The sequence below is a fragment of the Delftia sp. BGA-UO-ETr-SB1 genome (genome assembly GCF_059567865.1).
In genome coordinates this window covers 532,779-548,475 of sequence record NZ_JCAQOW010000005.1, presented here as the reverse complement: position 1 = coordinate 548,475, position 15,697 = coordinate 532,779, and the positions used below count along the sequence as shown (strand labels likewise).

The following is a 15,697-nucleotide window of genomic DNA, read 5'->3' as shown; positions in this document are numbered from 1 at the left end:
CTGTCGTTGGTATGAAAAGGGGTTTGGCGGGGCAGGGCGAGCGTGGCGGGGTCAGGCAGCGGCAAAGCCGCCATCCATGTTCCAGTGTGCGCCGCGCACCTGGGCGGCCTGCTCGCTGGCCAGGAAACCGGCCAGCGCCGCCACCTGCTCCACGGTCACGAAGGCCTGGGAGGGCTGCTTGGCGCCCAGCAGCTGGCGCGCCGCCGCGTCGGCATCCAGCCCCTCGCGCGCGGCCAGCGCATCGATCTGTCGTTGCACCAGCGGCGTCAGCACCCAGCCGGGGCAGATGGCGTTGCAGGTCACGGGCGTGGTGGCGAACTCCAGCGCCACCGACTTGGTCAGCCCGATCAGCCCGTGCTTGCTGGCCACATAGGCCGGCTTGCGCGCCACGCCCACCAGCCCACTGACCGAGGCGATATTGATGATGCGGCCCCAGCCGCGCTCCAGCATCTGCGGCGCGCAGGCCTGGATGGCGTGGAAGGGCGCCGAGAGATTGACGGCCAGCAGCTCATCCCACTTGCCGGCCGGGAATTCGAGCAGCGCGCTCACATGCTGCATGCCTGCGTTGTTGACCAGGATGTCGATGGGCCCCAGCTCGGCCGCAATGCGCTGCGCCAGCGGTGCGATGGCGCTGCCGTCGCGCAGGTCCAGGCCGTAGTGGCGCACCGGCACGCCATGCGTTTGGGCGATCTCGCGCACCAGCGCATCGGTCTCGGCAGAAGCGGCGGCCTGGCCATGCAGCGCGATGGCTGCGCCCTCGCTGGCCAGATGGCGCGCCACGGCCAGGCCGATGCCGCTGGTCGAGCCGGTGATCCAGGCCACGCGGCCCGCATGCGGGCGGCAAGCCGGGGAGGAGGGGGTGGGGTTCATTTCAGAAGATCCATTTCCATATGCACGTACTCGCTGAGAAAGCGGACCCTCGCCCAGTAGATCAGCAGCCCATCGGCGTTGCAGGCCCAGCGCAGCGCCTGCATCAGCGGCGTGCCCAGGGCCACGCCCAGGTGCTCGGCGGCCAGTTCGTCGGCCGGTGCCACGCTCAGGTGCTGGCGCGCCACGGCAATGCGCGAGGGGTCGCTGCTCAGGGCCACGGCCAGGGAGCTGCGCTCCAGCTGGGCCTCGATCTCGGGGAACAGTTCCTGCTCCAGGTACAGCTGCGACAGGCAGAACCGCGCCGCGTCATGGTCGTACACGCGCAGCAGGTGCACGTAGGCGGGGGCCATGCGGCCCACGTCGGGGAAGCCTTCGGGAATCGGCGGCAGGCAGTCGCGCCCGGTGTGCAGGGTGATCTGGCCGATGTGGGCGCCAAAGGCCACCAGCTCCTTCCAGCTGGTGGGCAGCAGAAAGGACGGCGGCTTGTAGGGCGCCGCGATCACCCGCGTGCCGCCGCGCTTGCGCGTGAGCAGCAGGCCCTCTGCCACCAGGGCGCCCAGTGCCATGCGCACCGTGGTGCGCGACACGCCATGCAGCGCCTCCAGCTCCTGCACCGTGGGAATGGCGCTGCCTACGGGCCAGGCGCCCGTGGACACCTTGCTGCGGAACAGCCGCGCCAGCTGCAGGTGCAGCTTGTCCCGGCCTTGTTGAGGGGCCGACGCGGTGGAGTTGGAGGGCATGGAGGCAATAAAGTATCTATTCAGTGCTTTTATTTTCACACAAAGCGTCAGCCCTGACAGCCTGTGCTGACGCCCATCGTTGACAAATGTCTTCAATTGAGCAGGCCGAATGACTTTTAAACTGCGGCCCTTTTTCGGTTTTTCGTTTTCGTTTTTTGAATGTTGGCCAGAGCGGCCGTTGGGTATTTCATGCAGCAGCAACATGCTTGGGAGTTTTTTCGCGCCGGTGGAGTGGACCAGGTGGTCATCCGCACCGGGCAGGACATTGCGCACATCGGCGAGCTGGACCAGAAGCTGTGGGTGGCCCTGGCCTGCCCCACGCGCGGCATCGAGTTCGACAGCGACACGCTGGACCTGATCGACGAGGACAAGGACGGCCGCATCCGCCCGCCCGAACTGATTGCCGCCTGCCAATGGGCCGTGGCGCGCGTGCGTGATCCCCAGGTGCTGGCCGATGGCGGCGACGTGCTGCAACTGTCCAGCCTGGAGCGCGACAGCGAGCAGGGCGCCCTGCTGCATGCCGAGGCCGAGCGCATGCTGGCCCTGTCCGGCCAGGCCGGCGGCTCCGCGCTAAGCCTGGCCCAGGTGCGCGAGCGCCTGGCCTCCCTGGCGGCCATGCGCTTCAATGGCGACGGCATCGTCAGCCCCGCCACCGCCGGGGACGACAAGGCGCTGGCCGCGCTGGTCGAGCGCATCGGCAAGGCCTATGGCACGGCGGCGGGCGCCGATGGCGTGGCCGGCATCGCACGCAAGCAGGCCGAGTCCTTCTATGCCGACCTGCGTTCCCTGCGCGACTGGCATGCAGGCGCCGAGGCCCTGGGCTGCGGCATTGCCGAGCGCGACCAGGCCCTGGCCGCCGCCCGCGCCGTGGACGCGGTGCAGGCCAAGGTGGACGACTTCTTCGCACGCACGCGGCTGGCCGCCTTCGACACACGCGCGCAGGACCCGCTCAACCCCTCCATCGAAGGCTATGCCGCCCTGGGCCGCGAAGTGCTGGACAGCGGCGCCCAGGCCATTGCCGCCCTGCCGCTGGCCGCCGTGGCGGCCGACCGAGCGCTGCCGCTGGCCCAGGGCGTCAACCCCGCCTGGGCCGGCGCGCTGCAGGCCCTGCGCGAGCAGGCCGTGCAGCCCGTGCTGGGCGAAGACCTGCAGGAGATCACCGCCGCGCAGTGGGAGCAGGTCAAGGCCGCCCTGCAGCCCTGCCGCCAATGGCTGGCGGCCCGGCCCGCCACGCCGCTCGATGCCCTGTCGCAACAGGAGGTGCAGGCGCTGCTGGACGGCGGGCAGGAAGCCGCGCTGCTGGACCTCATCGCCCAGGACGAGTCCGAGAAGGAACACAGCCTGCAGGCCGTGGCGCTGGAAAAGCTCATCCGCCTGCAGCGCGACCTGCTGGTGCTGCTCAACAACTTCGTCTCGTTCAGCCTCTTTTACCGGCGCGAGGGCGCGGCCTTCCAGGCCGGCACGCTCTACCTGGATGCGCGCAGCTGCGACCTGACCGTGGAAGTGAGCGACACGGCCGCCCACGCCGCGCTGGCCGGCCGTGCCAAGACCTGCCTGGCCTACTGCGAGCTGCGGCGCGAGGGCAAGAAGAAAGCCATCGTCGCGGCCTTCACGGCGGGCGATGTGGACTTTCTCTTCGTGGGCCGCAACGGCGTGTTCTATGACCGCGCGGGCAACGACTGGGACGCCACCATCGTCAAGCTCATCGAGAACCCCACCAGCATCGGCCAGGCCTTCTTCCTGCCCTACAAGAAATTCCTGCGCATGGTGGAGGAACAGGTGGCCAAGCGCGCCTCGGCCAAGGAAGAGGGCGTGACCGCCAGCCTGGGCACGCAGGCCGGCCAGCTGGTCACGGCGCCCGGCACCGCTGCGGCCAACGCCACAGCCGCCACGGCTGCGGCCGCATCGCGCAAGACCGATGTGGGCACCGTGGCCGCCCTGGGCGTGGCCCTGGGCTCCATCAGCGCCGTGCTGGTGGGCATCTTCGGCAAGTTCATCGACCTGGGACCCTGGATTCCCGTGGCCCTGGTCGGCCTCATCGCCGCCATCTCAGGGCCCAGCATGATGATTGCCTGGCTCAAGCTGCGCCAGCGCAGCCTGGGGCCCATCCTGGACGCCAGCGGCTGGGCCATCAACGGCCGCATGCGCATCAACCTGCCGCTGGGCCGCAGCCTGTCGCAGACCGCCAAGGTGCCGGTGGGCGCACGGCGCACGGCGGGCGACCCCTATGCGGAGGGCAACGGCCTGCGCAACACCCTGGTGGCGCTGGCCGTGGTGGCCTTGCTGGCGCTGATGGCCTGGCGCCTGCACTGGGTCGATGGCCTGCTGCCCGCCGGCTGGCAGTACGGCGCGGCACCGGCCGCTGTGCCGGCTGCGCCAGAGTCCGCACCTGCGCCTGCGCCAGCAGCGGCAGCGGCGGCTCAGTAAGTCGATGCCAAGGGGCGGGCAAGCCACTTGCCCCGCCCCGGTCGGGAAACCTCAAGGCGCGACAATAGCGCCATGACCACCCCCACCCACGTACAACGCAGTGCCGTGCCCCTGAGCACGCACGACACCACCCGCATCGACGACCTGCGCATCAAGGCCGTGCGCCCCCTGATCACCCCGGCCCTGCTGCAGGAATGGCTGCCCGCGCCCGAGGCCGCGCAGCAACTGGTGGAAACCAGCCGCGCCGCCATCTCGGACGTGCTGCAGGGCCGGGACGACCGGCTCATCGTCGTCGTCGGACCCTGCTCCATCCACGACCACGACCAGGCCATGGACTATGCGCGCCAGCTCAAGGCCCAGGCCGACGCCCTGGCCGGCGAGCTGCTCGTGGTCATGCGCGTCTACTTCGAGAAGCCCCGCACCACCGTAGGCTGGAAGGGCTACATCAACGACCCGCACCTGGACGGCAGCTTCGCCATCAACGAAGGCCTGGAAATGGCTCGCGCCCTGCTGCTGGACGTGCTGGCCCTGGGCCTGCCCGTGGGCACGGAATTCCTGGACCTGCTGTCGCCGCAATTCATCAGCGACCTGGTCAGCTGGGGCGCCATCGGCGCGCGCACCACGGAAAGCCAGAGCCACCGCCAGCTGGCCAGTGGCCTGTCCTGCCCCGTGGGCTTCAAGAACGGCACGGACGGCGGCGTCAAGGTGGCCAGCGATGCCATCCAGGCGGCCAGCGCGCCCCACGCCTTCATGGGCATGACCAAGATGGGCCAGTCCGCCATCTTCGAGACCCGCGGCAATGGCGACTGCCACGTCATCCTGCGCGGCGGCAAGCAGCCCAACTACGGCGCCGAGCATGTGCAGGCCGCCTGCGCCCTGCTGGAAGGCGCAGGCCTGCGCCCGCAGGTCATGATCGATGTCTCCCACGCCAACAGCAGCAAGCAGCACCGCCGCCAGATCGACGTGGCGGCCGACGTGGCCCAGCAGATTGCCGGTGGCGATGCCCGCATTACGGGGCTGATGATCGAAAGCCACCTGCAGGAAGGGCGGCAGGACATCGTGGACGGCCAGCCGCTGGCGCATGGCGTGTCCGTGACCGATGCCTGCATCAGCCTGGAGCAGACCGTGCCTGTGCTGGAGCAGCTGGCTGCGGCGGTGAAGGCGCGGCGGGCGAAGCTGCGGGGGTGAGCTTTTAAAGAGGGGGGTCCGCCTGGGGGCTGTTTTTTGACCCTGCCGGGCGGTTCCTTTTCGAGGCCGGGTCTCGGCCCGGCAGCCGACTGCCCTTTCTTGATTCGCCAAGAAAGGTCAGATCAAAGAAGGCGACCCGGATGTCCGCGACCCTCCGCTTCGCTGCGGGCAACCTGCGTCGTGGCGGCTGCGGGGTTTGCCGCAGAACTCGCTTTGCGCTTCGCGCGCCGCTCAAACAACTGCGGCAAGTCAGATCACGAAACAGTCCTGTCCTTCGGCAGGACTGCAACCCCGCAACCGCCACGACGCAGGCGCTGACATACGGGGTGGGGAGACCGGGGGATCGTTCTCAGGCCCGCACGGGCCTCGGCTCCAGATTGCGCGCCGTGCCCAGCCAGGTGGCGCAATGCGTTTCATGCCCATCCTCGGCCACCGCGTACAGGTCGGCTGCGCAGATGCTGAGCACGCGGCCGGCATCCACCACGCGGCCGCGCGCCCGCAGGTGGGTGCCGCGTGCGGGGGCGAAGAGCTTGACGCTGCCGTCCACCGTGGCATTGGCCCAGCCTGGCGGTAGCACAGAGCCTGCGGCCGACACCGCCGCAAAGTCGCCCAGCGCAAAGATCGCCGTGGCCTGCAACTGGCCCGGCTGAAAGCACAGGGCATCGGCAATGGGCATCTCCAGCTCGGTGGCGCCGGGCTCGGCCCGCACGAAGCGCAGGCCCAGGGTGCGCGCCATGGGCATGGCCAGCACGGCCTTCTGCAGCGCCTGGGTGGATGGGGTGGGGTGGGTGGTCGGCTCAGTCATGGCTTGTCTCCTTCGTGGTGGGTGAAGCGGCACGGCGCACGCGCGGCCAGGGCGCGGCGGGTTTGTCGGGGGTGCTGGCTGGGGCCGGTGCCGTCTGCGCCAGATCCCGCTCGGCCTGGCGGGCGCGCAGCCACTGCACATGGTCCAGGGCCTGGGCGCGCTGGGCCTGCAGCGCGGCGATCTGTTCATCGATCTCCTGCACGCGCTGCTGCACGGCATCGGCCAGGTCACCGGGGCCTATGCGCCCCGCACGCCAGGCGCGCAGGTTCTCCGCAATGCGCGGCAGCCCGAATCCCAGCGCGCGGGACATGGCGATGAACGCCACCTCGCGCCGGGCCGAGCGCGGATAGTCGCGGTAGCCATTGGGCAGGCGCCGTGGCTTGAGCAGGCCCGCGCGCTCGTAGTGCCGCAGCGCGTGGATGGAGACGCCCGTGAGCTGGGCGAGTTCGGAGATCAGCATGTGCCAAGGCTAGCAAGGCTCGTGTTGGGCTAGGGTTGGGGAGGTGACAGGTTTTTTCCCGCCTCGTCGCGAATCCAGTCCAGGAACGCGCGCACTTCGGGGCGGTCGGCCGCCCCGGGCCGCGTCACCGCGTAGTAGGCAAATCGTGCGGGCCATGGCTTGTCCAGCACCTGGATGAGCCGGCCCGCCGCGATTTCTTCCTGGGCATAGGCCTGCGGCACCAGCGCCAGGCCCTGGCCAGCCTCTGCCGCACGGATCAGCAGGAAGTCATCGTCAAAGGCACTGCCGCGCTCCGCGCGCAGGTCGCCCGCCACGCCATGCGCTTTCAGCCAGAGCGGCCAGTCTGCGCGGTCGCCGTCATGCAGGAGGGGGTAGCTGAGGCAATCGCCGGCCTCATGGATCACTGCCCCTTGCGCCTTCAGGAATCCTGGCGAGGCGACGGGCGTCAGAACCGGCGCCATGAGGGGGAGAACCTCCAGCCCCGGATAGTCTCCCAGCCCATGGCGCAAGGCCACGTCCACCCGGTCGCGCCGCAGGTCCACCAGTTCCGACGTGGCCTCCACGCGGATTTCGATGTCCGGGTGCAATTGCTTGAAACGCCCCAGCCGGGGCACCAGCCAGGAGGCTGCAAACGTGGCGACCGTGCTGACGGTCAGGCTCCGTCTTGCCTTGGTGCTTTCCAGGTCGTGCATAACCTGGTCGATTTGAAGAAACGCTTCGCGCAGCCTGGGGAACACGCTGGCGCCTGCCTCGGTCAGCCGCATGCCAAGGCGCTCACGCTCCAGCAACACCACTCCCAGGCGGTCTTCCAGCACGCGGATCTGCTGGCTGACGGCGCCGGGCGTGACGTGCAGGGCCTGCGCCGCAGCCTTGACGCTTTTGCGCTGCCCCACTTCCACGAAAGTGCGCAGCGCCTGCAATGGATAGGTCATCTTATTTTTAGATTTACTAAATTCATGGAGCAGAAATCATCGCTTTTAACTAGATGTATATCTGTTGAGAATAAGTCTTTCCAGTGATTCTATGAATTCAGTTTATCTAAAATTCAAATGCTCCATCTCTATTCAGACAGCTCCCCCAATGGCTTCAAGGTGACCATTGCGCTTGAAGAGCTTTCGCTGCCTTACCAGCTGCACCATGTGCGCATCGATGAAGGCGAGCACCGGCAGCCGGCCTTTCTGGCGCTGAATCCCCATGGCCGCATTCCCGTGCTCACGGACACCGAGACGGGGGTGGTGTTGTTTGAGTCAGCGGCCATTCTTCTGTACCTGGCCGACAGGACCGGACAGCTGCTGCCAGAGGACCTGCAGGCCCGCTGGGAGGCGATCAAATGGCTGCAATTCCATGCGTCCAGTGTCGGGCCGCTGCTGGGCCAGCGCGTGCACTTCGAGCTGTTCGCGGACAGCCCAGTTCCTGCCGCAATCGAACGCTACCGGCGCCTGACGGAGGAGGCGTTCACGGTGCTGGACCACGCGTTGCAAGGCAGCCCCTACCTGGCGGGCGACTGCTACTCCATTGCAGACATTGCCCATTTCGGCTGGATGCACATCGCGCGAATCATCCACTTCGACTTCAGCCGGCACCGCCATCTGAGCGCATGGCATGAGCGGGTCGCGGCCCGACCTGCGGTGCGCAAGGGCATCACGCTGCCGGCACCGGCAACCGGCGCATGAACACGAGTCAGGTCCAGACAATGAACGCAACTCCTGTCTCCCCGCGCACGGGTGGGGCTTCCTATGCCTCGTTCTACGCACACCCTGGCTATCGGCGCATGTTTGCACCAGACCGGCTGACCGTGGGCATCTTCCTGCCGCTGCGCAGCTACAAGGGCGACATGTCGGTGCTGCGCGGGCAGGCCGATCTGGTCAACCGCATCGACCAGCATGGCTTTGCCGCCGTGTGGGTGCGCGATGTCCCCTTGTTCGATCCCTCGTTCGGGGACGCAGGGCAGGTGTTCGACCCCTTCACCTACCTGTCCTTCCTGGCTGCCCGTACCCGCAAGATCGCCTTGGCCACGGGCAGCGCCATCGTCTCCCTGCGCCATCCGATCGACCTGGCCAAGGCCGCCACAAGCATTGACCAGCTCTCCGGCGGCCGGCTGGTGATGGGCTTGGCCTCTGGCGACAGGCCGATGGAGTTTCCCGCCTACGGACTGGAACACGCGGCCCGGGCACAGCGCTTTTCCCAGGCCGTGGCCTATATGCGCCAGCTCATGCCGCCTGGGCTCCTGGACATCGATTCCCCGCTGGGGCGCCTGGAAGGTGCCGAGTTTCTCCCCCAGCCCGTTGCAGGGAGCATTCCGCTGATGGTGACGGGATCGTCAGGCCAATCGCTGCCATGGATTGCAGAGCATGCAGATGGCTGGCTGACCTACCCCGGTGCCACCCATACCCCCCGGGGGCCTCAGCACCTGGCGGAAAAAATCCGTGCCTGGCGTGACCTGATCCCTGGAGGCGCATTCCGCCCGCACATGACGAATGAGTGGATCGACCTGGTCGATGACCCCGGCCATCCCCCAACCCCGTTGCATGGGGGCTATGTCCTGCGCACCGGGCGCAAGGGACTGGTGGCATTGCTCGAACAGTGGCAGGCGGCGGGGGTGAACCACGCGGCGCTGGGCATCCAGTGGTCACAGCGCCCGCCCGCCGAGGTGCTGGAGGAACTGGCCCAGGAGGTGCTGCCGCACTTTCCCTCTCACGAAGGGCTGACGGCAGTGGCGGCTGACTGGTGAACGCAGGCCGGGGCAGGAATGGCCGGGCCGCGGCAAGCTTGCATCCCTGAGACCGGGGGCATTCAAGCCGGCTGCGCTGCAGGCCTCATCACGCGCGCCGTGAACCGGGCCATGAACTCGCGTGTGGCAACGCGGGCGACCAGGGCCGTCAGGTAGTTGGCGCAACCGTGCACCACCGAGGCGCGGTTGTCGTCGAAGGCTTTCAGTCCGAGGCGAACCACGTCTTCGCTGGACGCTTTTTTCCCGAAGGATGCGGCCTCGCCGGCGCGGGCGAAGAACGCCGTGTCGGTAGCGCCCGGGCACAACGCCAGCACGCGCACGCCGCGCGGCCGGTACTCGGCCCAGAGCGCTTCGCTGAACGAAAGGACAAAGGCCTTGGTCGCGGCGTAGACAGCCATGTACGGGACCGGCTGAAACGCTGCCGTGGAGGCGATGTTGATGACGCCGCCCTGGCGCTGCTCCAGTGCGGGGAGCAACAGGTGCGTCAGCTCCACCAGGGCGCCCACATTCAGGTCGATGGCCTCCCGCTGCATGGCCAGCGCCAGTTCATCAAACCTGCCATGGGTGCCGAAGCCTGCGTTGTTCACCAGCAGATCCGGCAGCAGGCCCCTGGCGCTGACGGCCTCGAAAACCCGCCGGGCCGCCCCGGGTGTCGCCAGGTCCTCGACCAGGAATTCGGCGCCGGGCAATTCGTGGGCGAGCTTTTCGAGCCTGTCGCGGCTGCGCGCGATCAGCACGACTTTGGCGCCACGGCGGGCAAGCTCCCTGGCAAATACTTCGCCGATGCCCATGGAGGCACCGGTCACCAGGACGGTTTTCTGGGAGAAATCAAAAGGGGTTTTCATGCACTCGAGTATTGCGACGGGGTGCCCGCCTGGGAATGGGCAGCGCTGGTAAGCTGATTTGCATTCATGAAAAACCAACCGCCCACCACCTGGGATGACCTGCGCGTGCTCCTGGCGCTTCACCGCCACCAAAGCCTGCTTGCCGCAGGCGCTGCCCTGGGCCTGTCCACCTCGACCGTCGCGCGGCGCATCGAGGCGCTGGAGCAATCCCTGGGCCGCGCCCTGGTACACCGCAGCAGCGCAGGGACGACGGTCGAGCCCGATGCAATGGAACTGGTGGAGCTGGCTGAGCAATTCGAGCTGGGACTGGGCGGCATCAAGCGCGACGACCGGCCCGATGAGAAGGCCCATGCGCTGACCGGCACCATCCGCGTCAGCATGGGCGAGGGCTTCGTGAAGCCCGTGACCGCCGTGCTCTCGCAGTTGAGAAGCGCGCACCCTGGACTGCATATTGAAGTGGCCGTGGAGTCGCGCTTCACGGATGTCGGGCGGCGCGAAGTGGATGTGGCGCTCCGGGTCGGGCGCTCCAGCTCGGCCGTGGTGGTGGAGAAATGGGCGGGGCAACTGACGTTTGGCCTGTACGCCTCGCACGGCTATGTCGAGCAGCGCCTGCCGGGTCGCCACCTGCGCGTGCAGGACTTCGCCTGCCACGATTTCGTGGGACAGGACCTCGCCACCGGCCGGCAGGACGCCTCCAACCTGTGGCTGACCAGCCGGGGCGCCACCCGGTTCGTCTTTCGATCCGGCTCCGACCTGGCCCGCCAGGAGGCCACGCAGCAAGGCCAGGGCATCTGCCTGCTGCCCGACGCCATGGCCCATGCCGTGCCCGGCCTGGCACGGCTGGAGGTGGACGCGCCACTGCCGTCCTGCCCGGTGTACCTGGCCTATCACCGCGACCGCCGCAACGTGCCGGGCGTGCGGGCGGTCATTGACGCGCTGGGTGTGGCGCTGGCCGATGGGCTGCAACTGCAAGCAGAAAAGGCGAAGGCGGCCAGCCCCGCCGCGAAGCCATGACAGGCACGGTCTTTCCAGATCTTCTGGTCTTGCACGTCGATGAGCCGGGCGACGAAGCTGCGTCCGTTACGCTGGCCAGCGACCAGGCGACCGTCACCGTGTTCTGCCACCCCTGCACCTTGAGCGCCGGACAGAGGGTTCGCAATCGTCTCAGTGCATTGGACGTCCGGCTGCTCCAATCACCGTATGGCTTCGATTGGCCGCAGGACGAGCGAGAAAAGCTGGGGCGCGACAGACTGATAAGGACCGGACATTACACGTACAGCGGCACGGGGAGGGTTATCGATGCAGGCCGTGGACAGGTGCTGGTTCACGGATTCCTCGTCGATTTTGGGAAAGTTCCAGACGTCGATCACGTTGAATTCGATGTCGTGAGGCTGGATTGCGACGAGGATGCCGTCGATGAAGAGACCAGCGCCATCGATGGTCGTTGATCGTTGATCTTGACGGGAAAAAACGGGGCCTTGGCTGGCGTAGAACGACGGTGGATTCAACCGTTGTGAATTCAACCAGTCGATGCAGCACCATGTCCGCCTCTGGCCGGAAATCCAAGCGCCACGCCAATAAGAAAATGATGAACTCAAATATATGGATTATGGTCGCTTGAGCCCCGGTCAGCCCGATGGCGAGAATTTCGCAAGCTGACCCTCAACGGAACTGCGGCAAAATATCAGCCGCAGGAGTCAGTCAGCCATTCTTCGTATTCATCGAGCGACAAGAGCGTCGCCTGATAACGAACAAGGCGGTCTGCATGATATTCCAGGACGTTGCTGCCTTTCAGATGTTTCAGCTGCTCTACCGCGTATGCAGATATTTTTATTTCCCCCGCCAGCCAACTCCTGAGCGTCATATTTTCGACTGTCATTTTCATTTGTAGAACCTGCTTCTGCACTACGTGCGATTGCAGCATACTCTCTCAGAGCGCTGCTGATTCCGGACCCGAAAACTAAGATGCATCTTCGTAGTAAAAGCAAATTTCTATTTCTGCTTCATGCCCGGCAAGAAGCGCCAAAGTTTCGCTTGTAATAAATGGGCCACCTCCCGTTCCATTTCCGCTCCAGAAGACTGAAAAATAATATTTATAACCCATTGATTTCAGATCGCCAAGGCTTCTTTCATTATTCAGGCAGCTTAGCAAGGATTTAATGTGATCCTCTATGCTTGTACTGAGAACCGTACCGTTCGTGTCTAAAACCCACCCATACCTAGGCAGATCGGGTCGCCTTCGGATTCCAGCAGCGTCTAGTCGTCTTCGCGTCTGGCGTCGCTCTGGAGATTCTTCATCTGTAAAATCGAACTTCTCCAGTGAAGATTGCGAAAATATTTCCGAAGGAAGTTCTGAGCGATCATCGGATCGAATAAATAGTGTGCAATAGCATGTCATTGAGAAACCGCACATTATGGTTCATAACTCAGTATTGCACGGGCAACCGCTCTGTTACATTCTGGGTCTCCAGCAAATTCACTGAGCGCACGGGCAAACGGGGCGTTATCAACCCTCTTTATTTCTTGCAATTCCGCTGGTGAAAGTTGGTCATTTCTCCCTGTTCGAATTTCACGGTTCATCTTATCTCTCAGGCGTTGAGTTCTAGGGGATGCATAGTAAGCGATGACGTCCCGTGCCTCGGAGCCAGACACATACCTTCGCGCGAATGGCAGAGCAGCATCATTAATTAATTTGTTCGAAATAAATGACAACTTGGGGCAGAGGGCAATGTAGGCTGCTGTCCTAGATAAATTATTATCAGGAAGACACCCTCTGGCTAGACTCGCTTTCGCGATTTCCGCATATCCCATAACTTCAAGCATCTGCGCCCAAGGTTGCTGTTGCTCATTGTCCGCTGCGCTTAAGCTGCCTGTAATGGTTGTAATAACGAAAAATGCAATGATTCGCAATTTTTTCATGAGTGGCTCTCGATAGGAATTTTGATCACTGCGGAAAACCATGCCCCCATGCATGCAATGGTGGAAAAAATAGACAGCAGGTTTTGTGGTTACAGGCGTTGGATTTTAAACCAAAGGCATTTGGGCACGACCTTCGATGCTCAACTCCAATTCAGCAAGATATTTCAGCATGTGTCTGCTCCTGGCCGTTTGCCGTCGTCTGAGAAGGCCGCCTCTTTGACGATATCGATACGCAGCCAGCAATCTCTTCCCGCCCAATCCTGCCGACATCCCGTCATAGCGGCTGCCCAGGCGTTCACCCCTACCGCCCAGCCACCAACCCCAACACAGCTTTTTTCGCCTGCGCCCGACCGCCGCGAGCAAGCTTGCTCCACGCCAGGATCACTTCAGCAAGATCATCGTCCTCGCAGTAAAGATAGGTAGTCGGCACTCCGAGGATTTGCGCAATCCGGTGAGACATTTCCACGGGTGGCCGCCATCTTCGTATCCAAGCCGAAGACAACCATCCTGGCTCGCCTTCCGTTCTACGAATTCCGTAGAGACGCCCCTCGCCGATTCAACGAGCATCGCAGGATGCCTCATCATCCCGATCCTTCAACGGCTGCTTCTGCCACGCCTCGGCTCGACGACCTCGCCATCGACGCCGTCCTGCACATGGGCGCCGCGCTGGATGTGCTGGACCTGCACGCTCGCCACAACATCACTGCCATCAATTGCGTCTGCCGGGACCTGCTGCGCATCTACTACGTGAAGGCCGATCAGGCGCAGTCGCTGGAGCCGCAGGACAAGGAATTGCTGGGCCTGCTGCACGACACGGCGGTGAATCTGGGCTATGCCATCGAGGTGGTGGACCATCTGAATGGGGATGAAGCCGACGACTCCATTCTTTATGCCGTGAGCTATCTGCTCAAGGCGGCCAAGCGGTTTGCGGATGAGGGCGTGGCGGCGGGATTGGCGTGCGGGGCTTGCGTTTGAAATAAGTGGTTGCTAAAGTGTCGCCATGCCCGAGAACGACATCTTCAAGGCCCTGGCCGACCCTACGCGCCGCTCCATCTTCGAGAAGCTGGCCGCTGGCAGCATGCATGCCAGCGCGCTGCGCGAGGGAATGGATATCAGCCAGTCGGCCATGTCCCAGCATCTGGCCGTGCTGCGCAATGCGGGGCTGGTGAGCGAGCAGCGCCAGGGGCGCTTCATGCATTACGAGGTCGACCCCGACGGGCTGGCGCAGATTGCGGGTTGGCTGGCGAAGTACCGCGCCTACTGGCCGCAGCGCGTGGATGCACTCAAGGGCCTGCTCAAGGACATGGACCAATGAACAAGATGAGCGATATGGACACCGGCGATGCGGCCCGCGAGCTGGTGCAGGAGTACGCGCTGGACGCTCCGCCCGAGAAGGTCTGGCGCGCGCTGAGCATTCCCGAGCTGCGCGCGCAGTGGCTGCCGGGCACCGAGCATGCCGAGCCTTTGCAGCAGGTGCCGCAGCAGGAACTGCGCCTGCGGCTGCGCGAGGCGGAGCCGCCCTTTCTTGAAAGCACGGTGGACCTGCAGATCAGCCCCGCAGCGGATGGAGGCACGCTGCTGCGCATCGTCCATGTGCTGACCGATGCGCGGCTGCAGCCCGCCAGGGAAGCGGCCAACGACGGCGGCTTCCTGATGTACGCAACCTGATGTACGCAACCTGATGCACGTGACCTGAGGGCCCCGGCAACGGGGCATGCGGCGCAGGGCCGCAGCCATTTCTTTTTCACCACCACACACAGGAGTTCGCCCATGCGCGAATCGATGATGCTCGTCCCCATGGTTGTCGAACAGTCGGCGCGCGGAGAGCGGTCCTTCGACATCTACTCGCGCCTGCTGCGCGACCGCGTGATCTTTCTCAACGGCGAGGTCAACGATGCGGTCTCTGCCCTGGTCTGCGCGCAACTGCTGTTCCTGGAGGCGGAGAACCCGGACAAGCCCATCCACCTCTACATCAACTCGCCGGGCGGGGTGATCACCAGCGGGCTGGCCATGTACGACACCATGCAGTTCATCAAGTCACCCGTGCACACGCTGTGCATGGGCACGGCGCGCTCCATGGGCTCCTTCCTGCTCATGGCCGGCGAGCCCGGCCACCGCATGGCCCTGCCCAACGCCAGCCTGCACGTGCACCAGCCGCTGGGCGGCGTGCAGGGCCAGGCCTCGGACATCCGCATCCATGCCGAGGAAATGCTGCGCACCAAGGACCGCGTGACACGCCTGTACGCCCAGCACTGCGGCCGCAGCTACGAAGAGGTGGAACGCGACCTGGACCGCGACCGCTTCATGACCGCAGAAGAAGCCCGCGAATGGGGCCTGATAGACAAGGTTCTGGACCGGCGCACAGTAACCCTCTGAGCCGCAGCGCCAGCGCCAGCAGCGCGCAGCGCACCGCGCGCCCCCCTTCTCCCCACCCCCGTATGTCAGCGCCTGCGTCGTGGCGGTTGCGGGGTTGCAGTCCTGCCGAAGGACAGGACTGCTTCGTCATCTGACTCGCCGTGATGTTTGAACGTAGCGCGCAGCGCGAAGAGAGTTTCACGGCGAACCCCGCAACCGCCACGACGCAGGTTGCCCGTAGCGAAGCGAAGGGGTCGCGGACATTCGGGTCGTCTTTCTTTGGCCTACGTTTCTTTGACGAATCAAAGAAAGGTAGGTCGGCCGCCGGGCCGAGACCCGGCCTCGAAAAACAACCCC

19 protein-coding genes are annotated in these 15,697 nt (G+C 65.1%); 10 read left to right on the top strand and 9 right to left on the bottom strand.

The genetic code is table 11. From position 1 onward, the window contains the following. Window positions 1-51: 51 nt before the first annotated feature. On the bottom strand, window positions 52-870 hold the full coding sequence (locus AC57B5_RS12595; RefSeq protein WP_496399654.1) for a 3-hydroxybutyrate dehydrogenase: 819 nt from the start codon (window positions 868-870) through the stop codon (window positions 52-54). Further along, entirely contained in the window at window positions 867-1,610 is a 744-nt protein-coding gene (locus tag AC57B5_RS12590; RefSeq protein ID WP_012203963.1) for a GntR family transcriptional regulator, read from the bottom strand. The genes AC57B5_RS12595 and AC57B5_RS12590 overlap by 4 nt, the downstream gene beginning before the upstream one ends. A gap of 189 nt (window positions 1,611-1,799) precedes the next feature. On the opposite strand from AC57B5_RS12590, the gene AC57B5_RS12585 reads away from it, so the two are divergent. Both AC57B5_RS12585 and AC57B5_RS12580 read left to right on the top strand, forming a co-directional pair. After that, the gene (locus AC57B5_RS12585) at window positions 1,800-4,037 is read left to right on the top strand and encodes a hypothetical protein (protein ID WP_496399653.1); all 2,238 of its coding nucleotides are present in this window, start codon (window positions 1,800-1,802) and stop codon (window positions 4,035-4,037) included. A gap of 72 nt (window positions 4,038-4,109) precedes the next feature. After that, window positions 4,110-5,225 carry a 3-deoxy-7-phosphoheptulonate synthase gene (locus tag AC57B5_RS12580; RefSeq protein ID WP_043825515.1) on the top strand — a complete coding sequence of 372 codons (1,116 nt, stop codon included), beginning with the start codon at window positions 4,110-4,112 and terminating at the stop codon, window positions 5,223-5,225. Between the two features lie 349 nt (window positions 5,226-5,574). Here AC57B5_RS12580 and AC57B5_RS12575 read toward each other — a convergent pair whose 3' ends face one another. From AC57B5_RS12575 to AC57B5_RS12565, 3 genes are read right to left on the bottom strand one after another with little or no spacing between them, the layout of a single operon-like run. Then, window positions 5,575-6,030 carry a PaaI family thioesterase gene (locus AC57B5_RS12575; protein WP_046240527.1) on the bottom strand — a complete coding sequence of 152 codons (456 nt, stop codon included), beginning with the start codon at window positions 6,028-6,030 and terminating at the stop codon, window positions 5,575-5,577. Beyond that, the gene (locus tag AC57B5_RS12570) at window positions 6,023-6,490 is read right to left on the bottom strand and encodes a MerR family transcriptional regulator (RefSeq protein ID WP_496399652.1); all 468 of its coding nucleotides are present in this window, start codon (window positions 6,488-6,490) and stop codon (window positions 6,023-6,025) included. The genes AC57B5_RS12575 and AC57B5_RS12570 overlap by 8 nt, the downstream gene beginning before the upstream one ends. 29 nt (window positions 6,491-6,519) lie before the next feature. Beyond that, window positions 6,520-7,422, bottom strand: coding sequence for a LysR substrate-binding domain-containing protein (locus tag AC57B5_RS12565; RefSeq protein WP_496399651.1), 903 nt, complete (start codon window positions 7,420-7,422; stop codon window positions 6,520-6,522). A gap of 117 nt (window positions 7,423-7,539) precedes the next feature. Here AC57B5_RS12565 and AC57B5_RS12560 point away from each other — a divergent pair, with 117 nt between their 5' ends. Together AC57B5_RS12560 and AC57B5_RS12555 are read left to right on the top strand one after the other, a co-directional pair. Further along, window positions 7,540-8,163 (top strand): glutathione S-transferase family protein, encoded by a 624-nt coding sequence (locus AC57B5_RS12560; protein ID WP_207476045.1) that lies wholly within the window; start codon window positions 7,540-7,542, stop codon window positions 8,161-8,163. Between the two features lie 98 nt (window positions 8,164-8,261). Then, on the top strand, window positions 8,262-9,221 hold the full coding sequence (locus AC57B5_RS12555) for an LLM class oxidoreductase (RefSeq protein WP_496399650.1): 960 nt from the start codon (window positions 8,262-8,264) through the stop codon (window positions 9,219-9,221). Window positions 9,222-9,283: 62 nt separating this feature from the next. Here the strand turns inward: AC57B5_RS12555 and AC57B5_RS12550 are convergent, their stop codons facing one another. Further along, entirely contained in the window at window positions 9,284-10,066 is a 783-nt protein-coding gene (locus AC57B5_RS12550; protein WP_207476043.1) for an SDR family NAD(P)-dependent oxidoreductase, read from the bottom strand. 66 nt (window positions 10,067-10,132) lie between these two features. Here AC57B5_RS12550 and AC57B5_RS12545 point away from each other — a divergent pair, with 66 nt between their 5' ends. Then, window positions 10,133-11,080, top strand: a complete 948-nt coding sequence (locus AC57B5_RS12545; RefSeq protein WP_496399649.1) for a LysR family transcriptional regulator — start codon at window positions 10,133-10,135, stop codon at window positions 11,078-11,080. Then, entirely contained in the window at window positions 11,077-11,514 is a 438-nt protein-coding gene (locus AC57B5_RS12540; protein ID WP_496399648.1) for a hypothetical protein, read from the top strand. The genes AC57B5_RS12545 and AC57B5_RS12540 overlap by 4 nt, the downstream gene beginning before the upstream one ends. A 236-nt stretch (window positions 11,515-11,750) precedes the next feature. Here AC57B5_RS12540 and AC57B5_RS12535 read toward each other — a convergent pair whose 3' ends face one another. The 3 genes from AC57B5_RS12535 to AC57B5_RS12525 all read right to left on the bottom strand — a co-directional run bounded on the left by AC57B5_RS12535 (window position 11,751) and on the right by AC57B5_RS12525 (window position 12,985). Continuing rightward, window positions 11,751-11,951 carry a hypothetical protein gene (locus tag AC57B5_RS12535; RefSeq protein ID WP_269197240.1) on the bottom strand — a complete coding sequence of 67 codons (201 nt, stop codon included), beginning with the start codon at window positions 11,949-11,951 and terminating at the stop codon, window positions 11,751-11,753. A 75-nt stretch (window positions 11,952-12,026) separates the two neighbouring features. Further along, window positions 12,027-12,464: a DUF4279 domain-containing protein gene (locus AC57B5_RS12530; protein ID WP_496399647.1), complete on the bottom strand. Its 438-nt coding sequence runs from the start codon at window positions 12,462-12,464 to the stop codon at window positions 12,027-12,029. Window positions 12,465-12,478: 14 nt separating this feature from the next. After that, window positions 12,479-12,985: a hypothetical protein gene (locus AC57B5_RS12525; protein WP_141441648.1), complete on the bottom strand. Its 507-nt coding sequence runs from the start codon at window positions 12,983-12,985 to the stop codon at window positions 12,479-12,481. A 573-nt stretch (window positions 12,986-13,558) separates the two neighbouring features. On the opposite strand from AC57B5_RS12525, the gene AC57B5_RS12520 reads away from it, so the two are divergent. The 4 genes from AC57B5_RS12520 (at window position 13,559) to AC57B5_RS12505 (ending at window position 15,361) form a co-directional block, all read left to right on the top strand. Beyond that, window positions 13,559-13,960: a hypothetical protein gene (locus AC57B5_RS12520; RefSeq protein ID WP_496400111.1), complete on the top strand. Its 402-nt coding sequence runs from the start codon at window positions 13,559-13,561 to the stop codon at window positions 13,958-13,960. 25 nt (window positions 13,961-13,985) lie between these two features. After that, complete coding sequence (locus AC57B5_RS12515; protein WP_207476033.1) at window positions 13,986-14,300, top strand: ArsR/SmtB family transcription factor; 315 nt, start codon at window positions 13,986-13,988, stop codon at window positions 14,298-14,300. Next, window positions 14,297-14,653: an SRPBCC family protein gene (locus AC57B5_RS12510; protein WP_496399646.1), complete on the top strand. Its 357-nt coding sequence runs from the start codon at window positions 14,297-14,299 to the stop codon at window positions 14,651-14,653. Before AC57B5_RS12515 ends, AC57B5_RS12510 begins: the two co-directional genes overlap by 4 nt. Window positions 14,654-14,755: 102 nt before the next feature. Continuing rightward, the gene (locus tag AC57B5_RS12505) at window positions 14,756-15,361 is read left to right on the top strand and encodes an ATP-dependent Clp protease proteolytic subunit (protein ID WP_034369490.1); all 606 of its coding nucleotides are present in this window, start codon (window positions 14,756-14,758) and stop codon (window positions 15,359-15,361) included. Window positions 15,362-15,697: the final 336 nt, after the last annotated feature.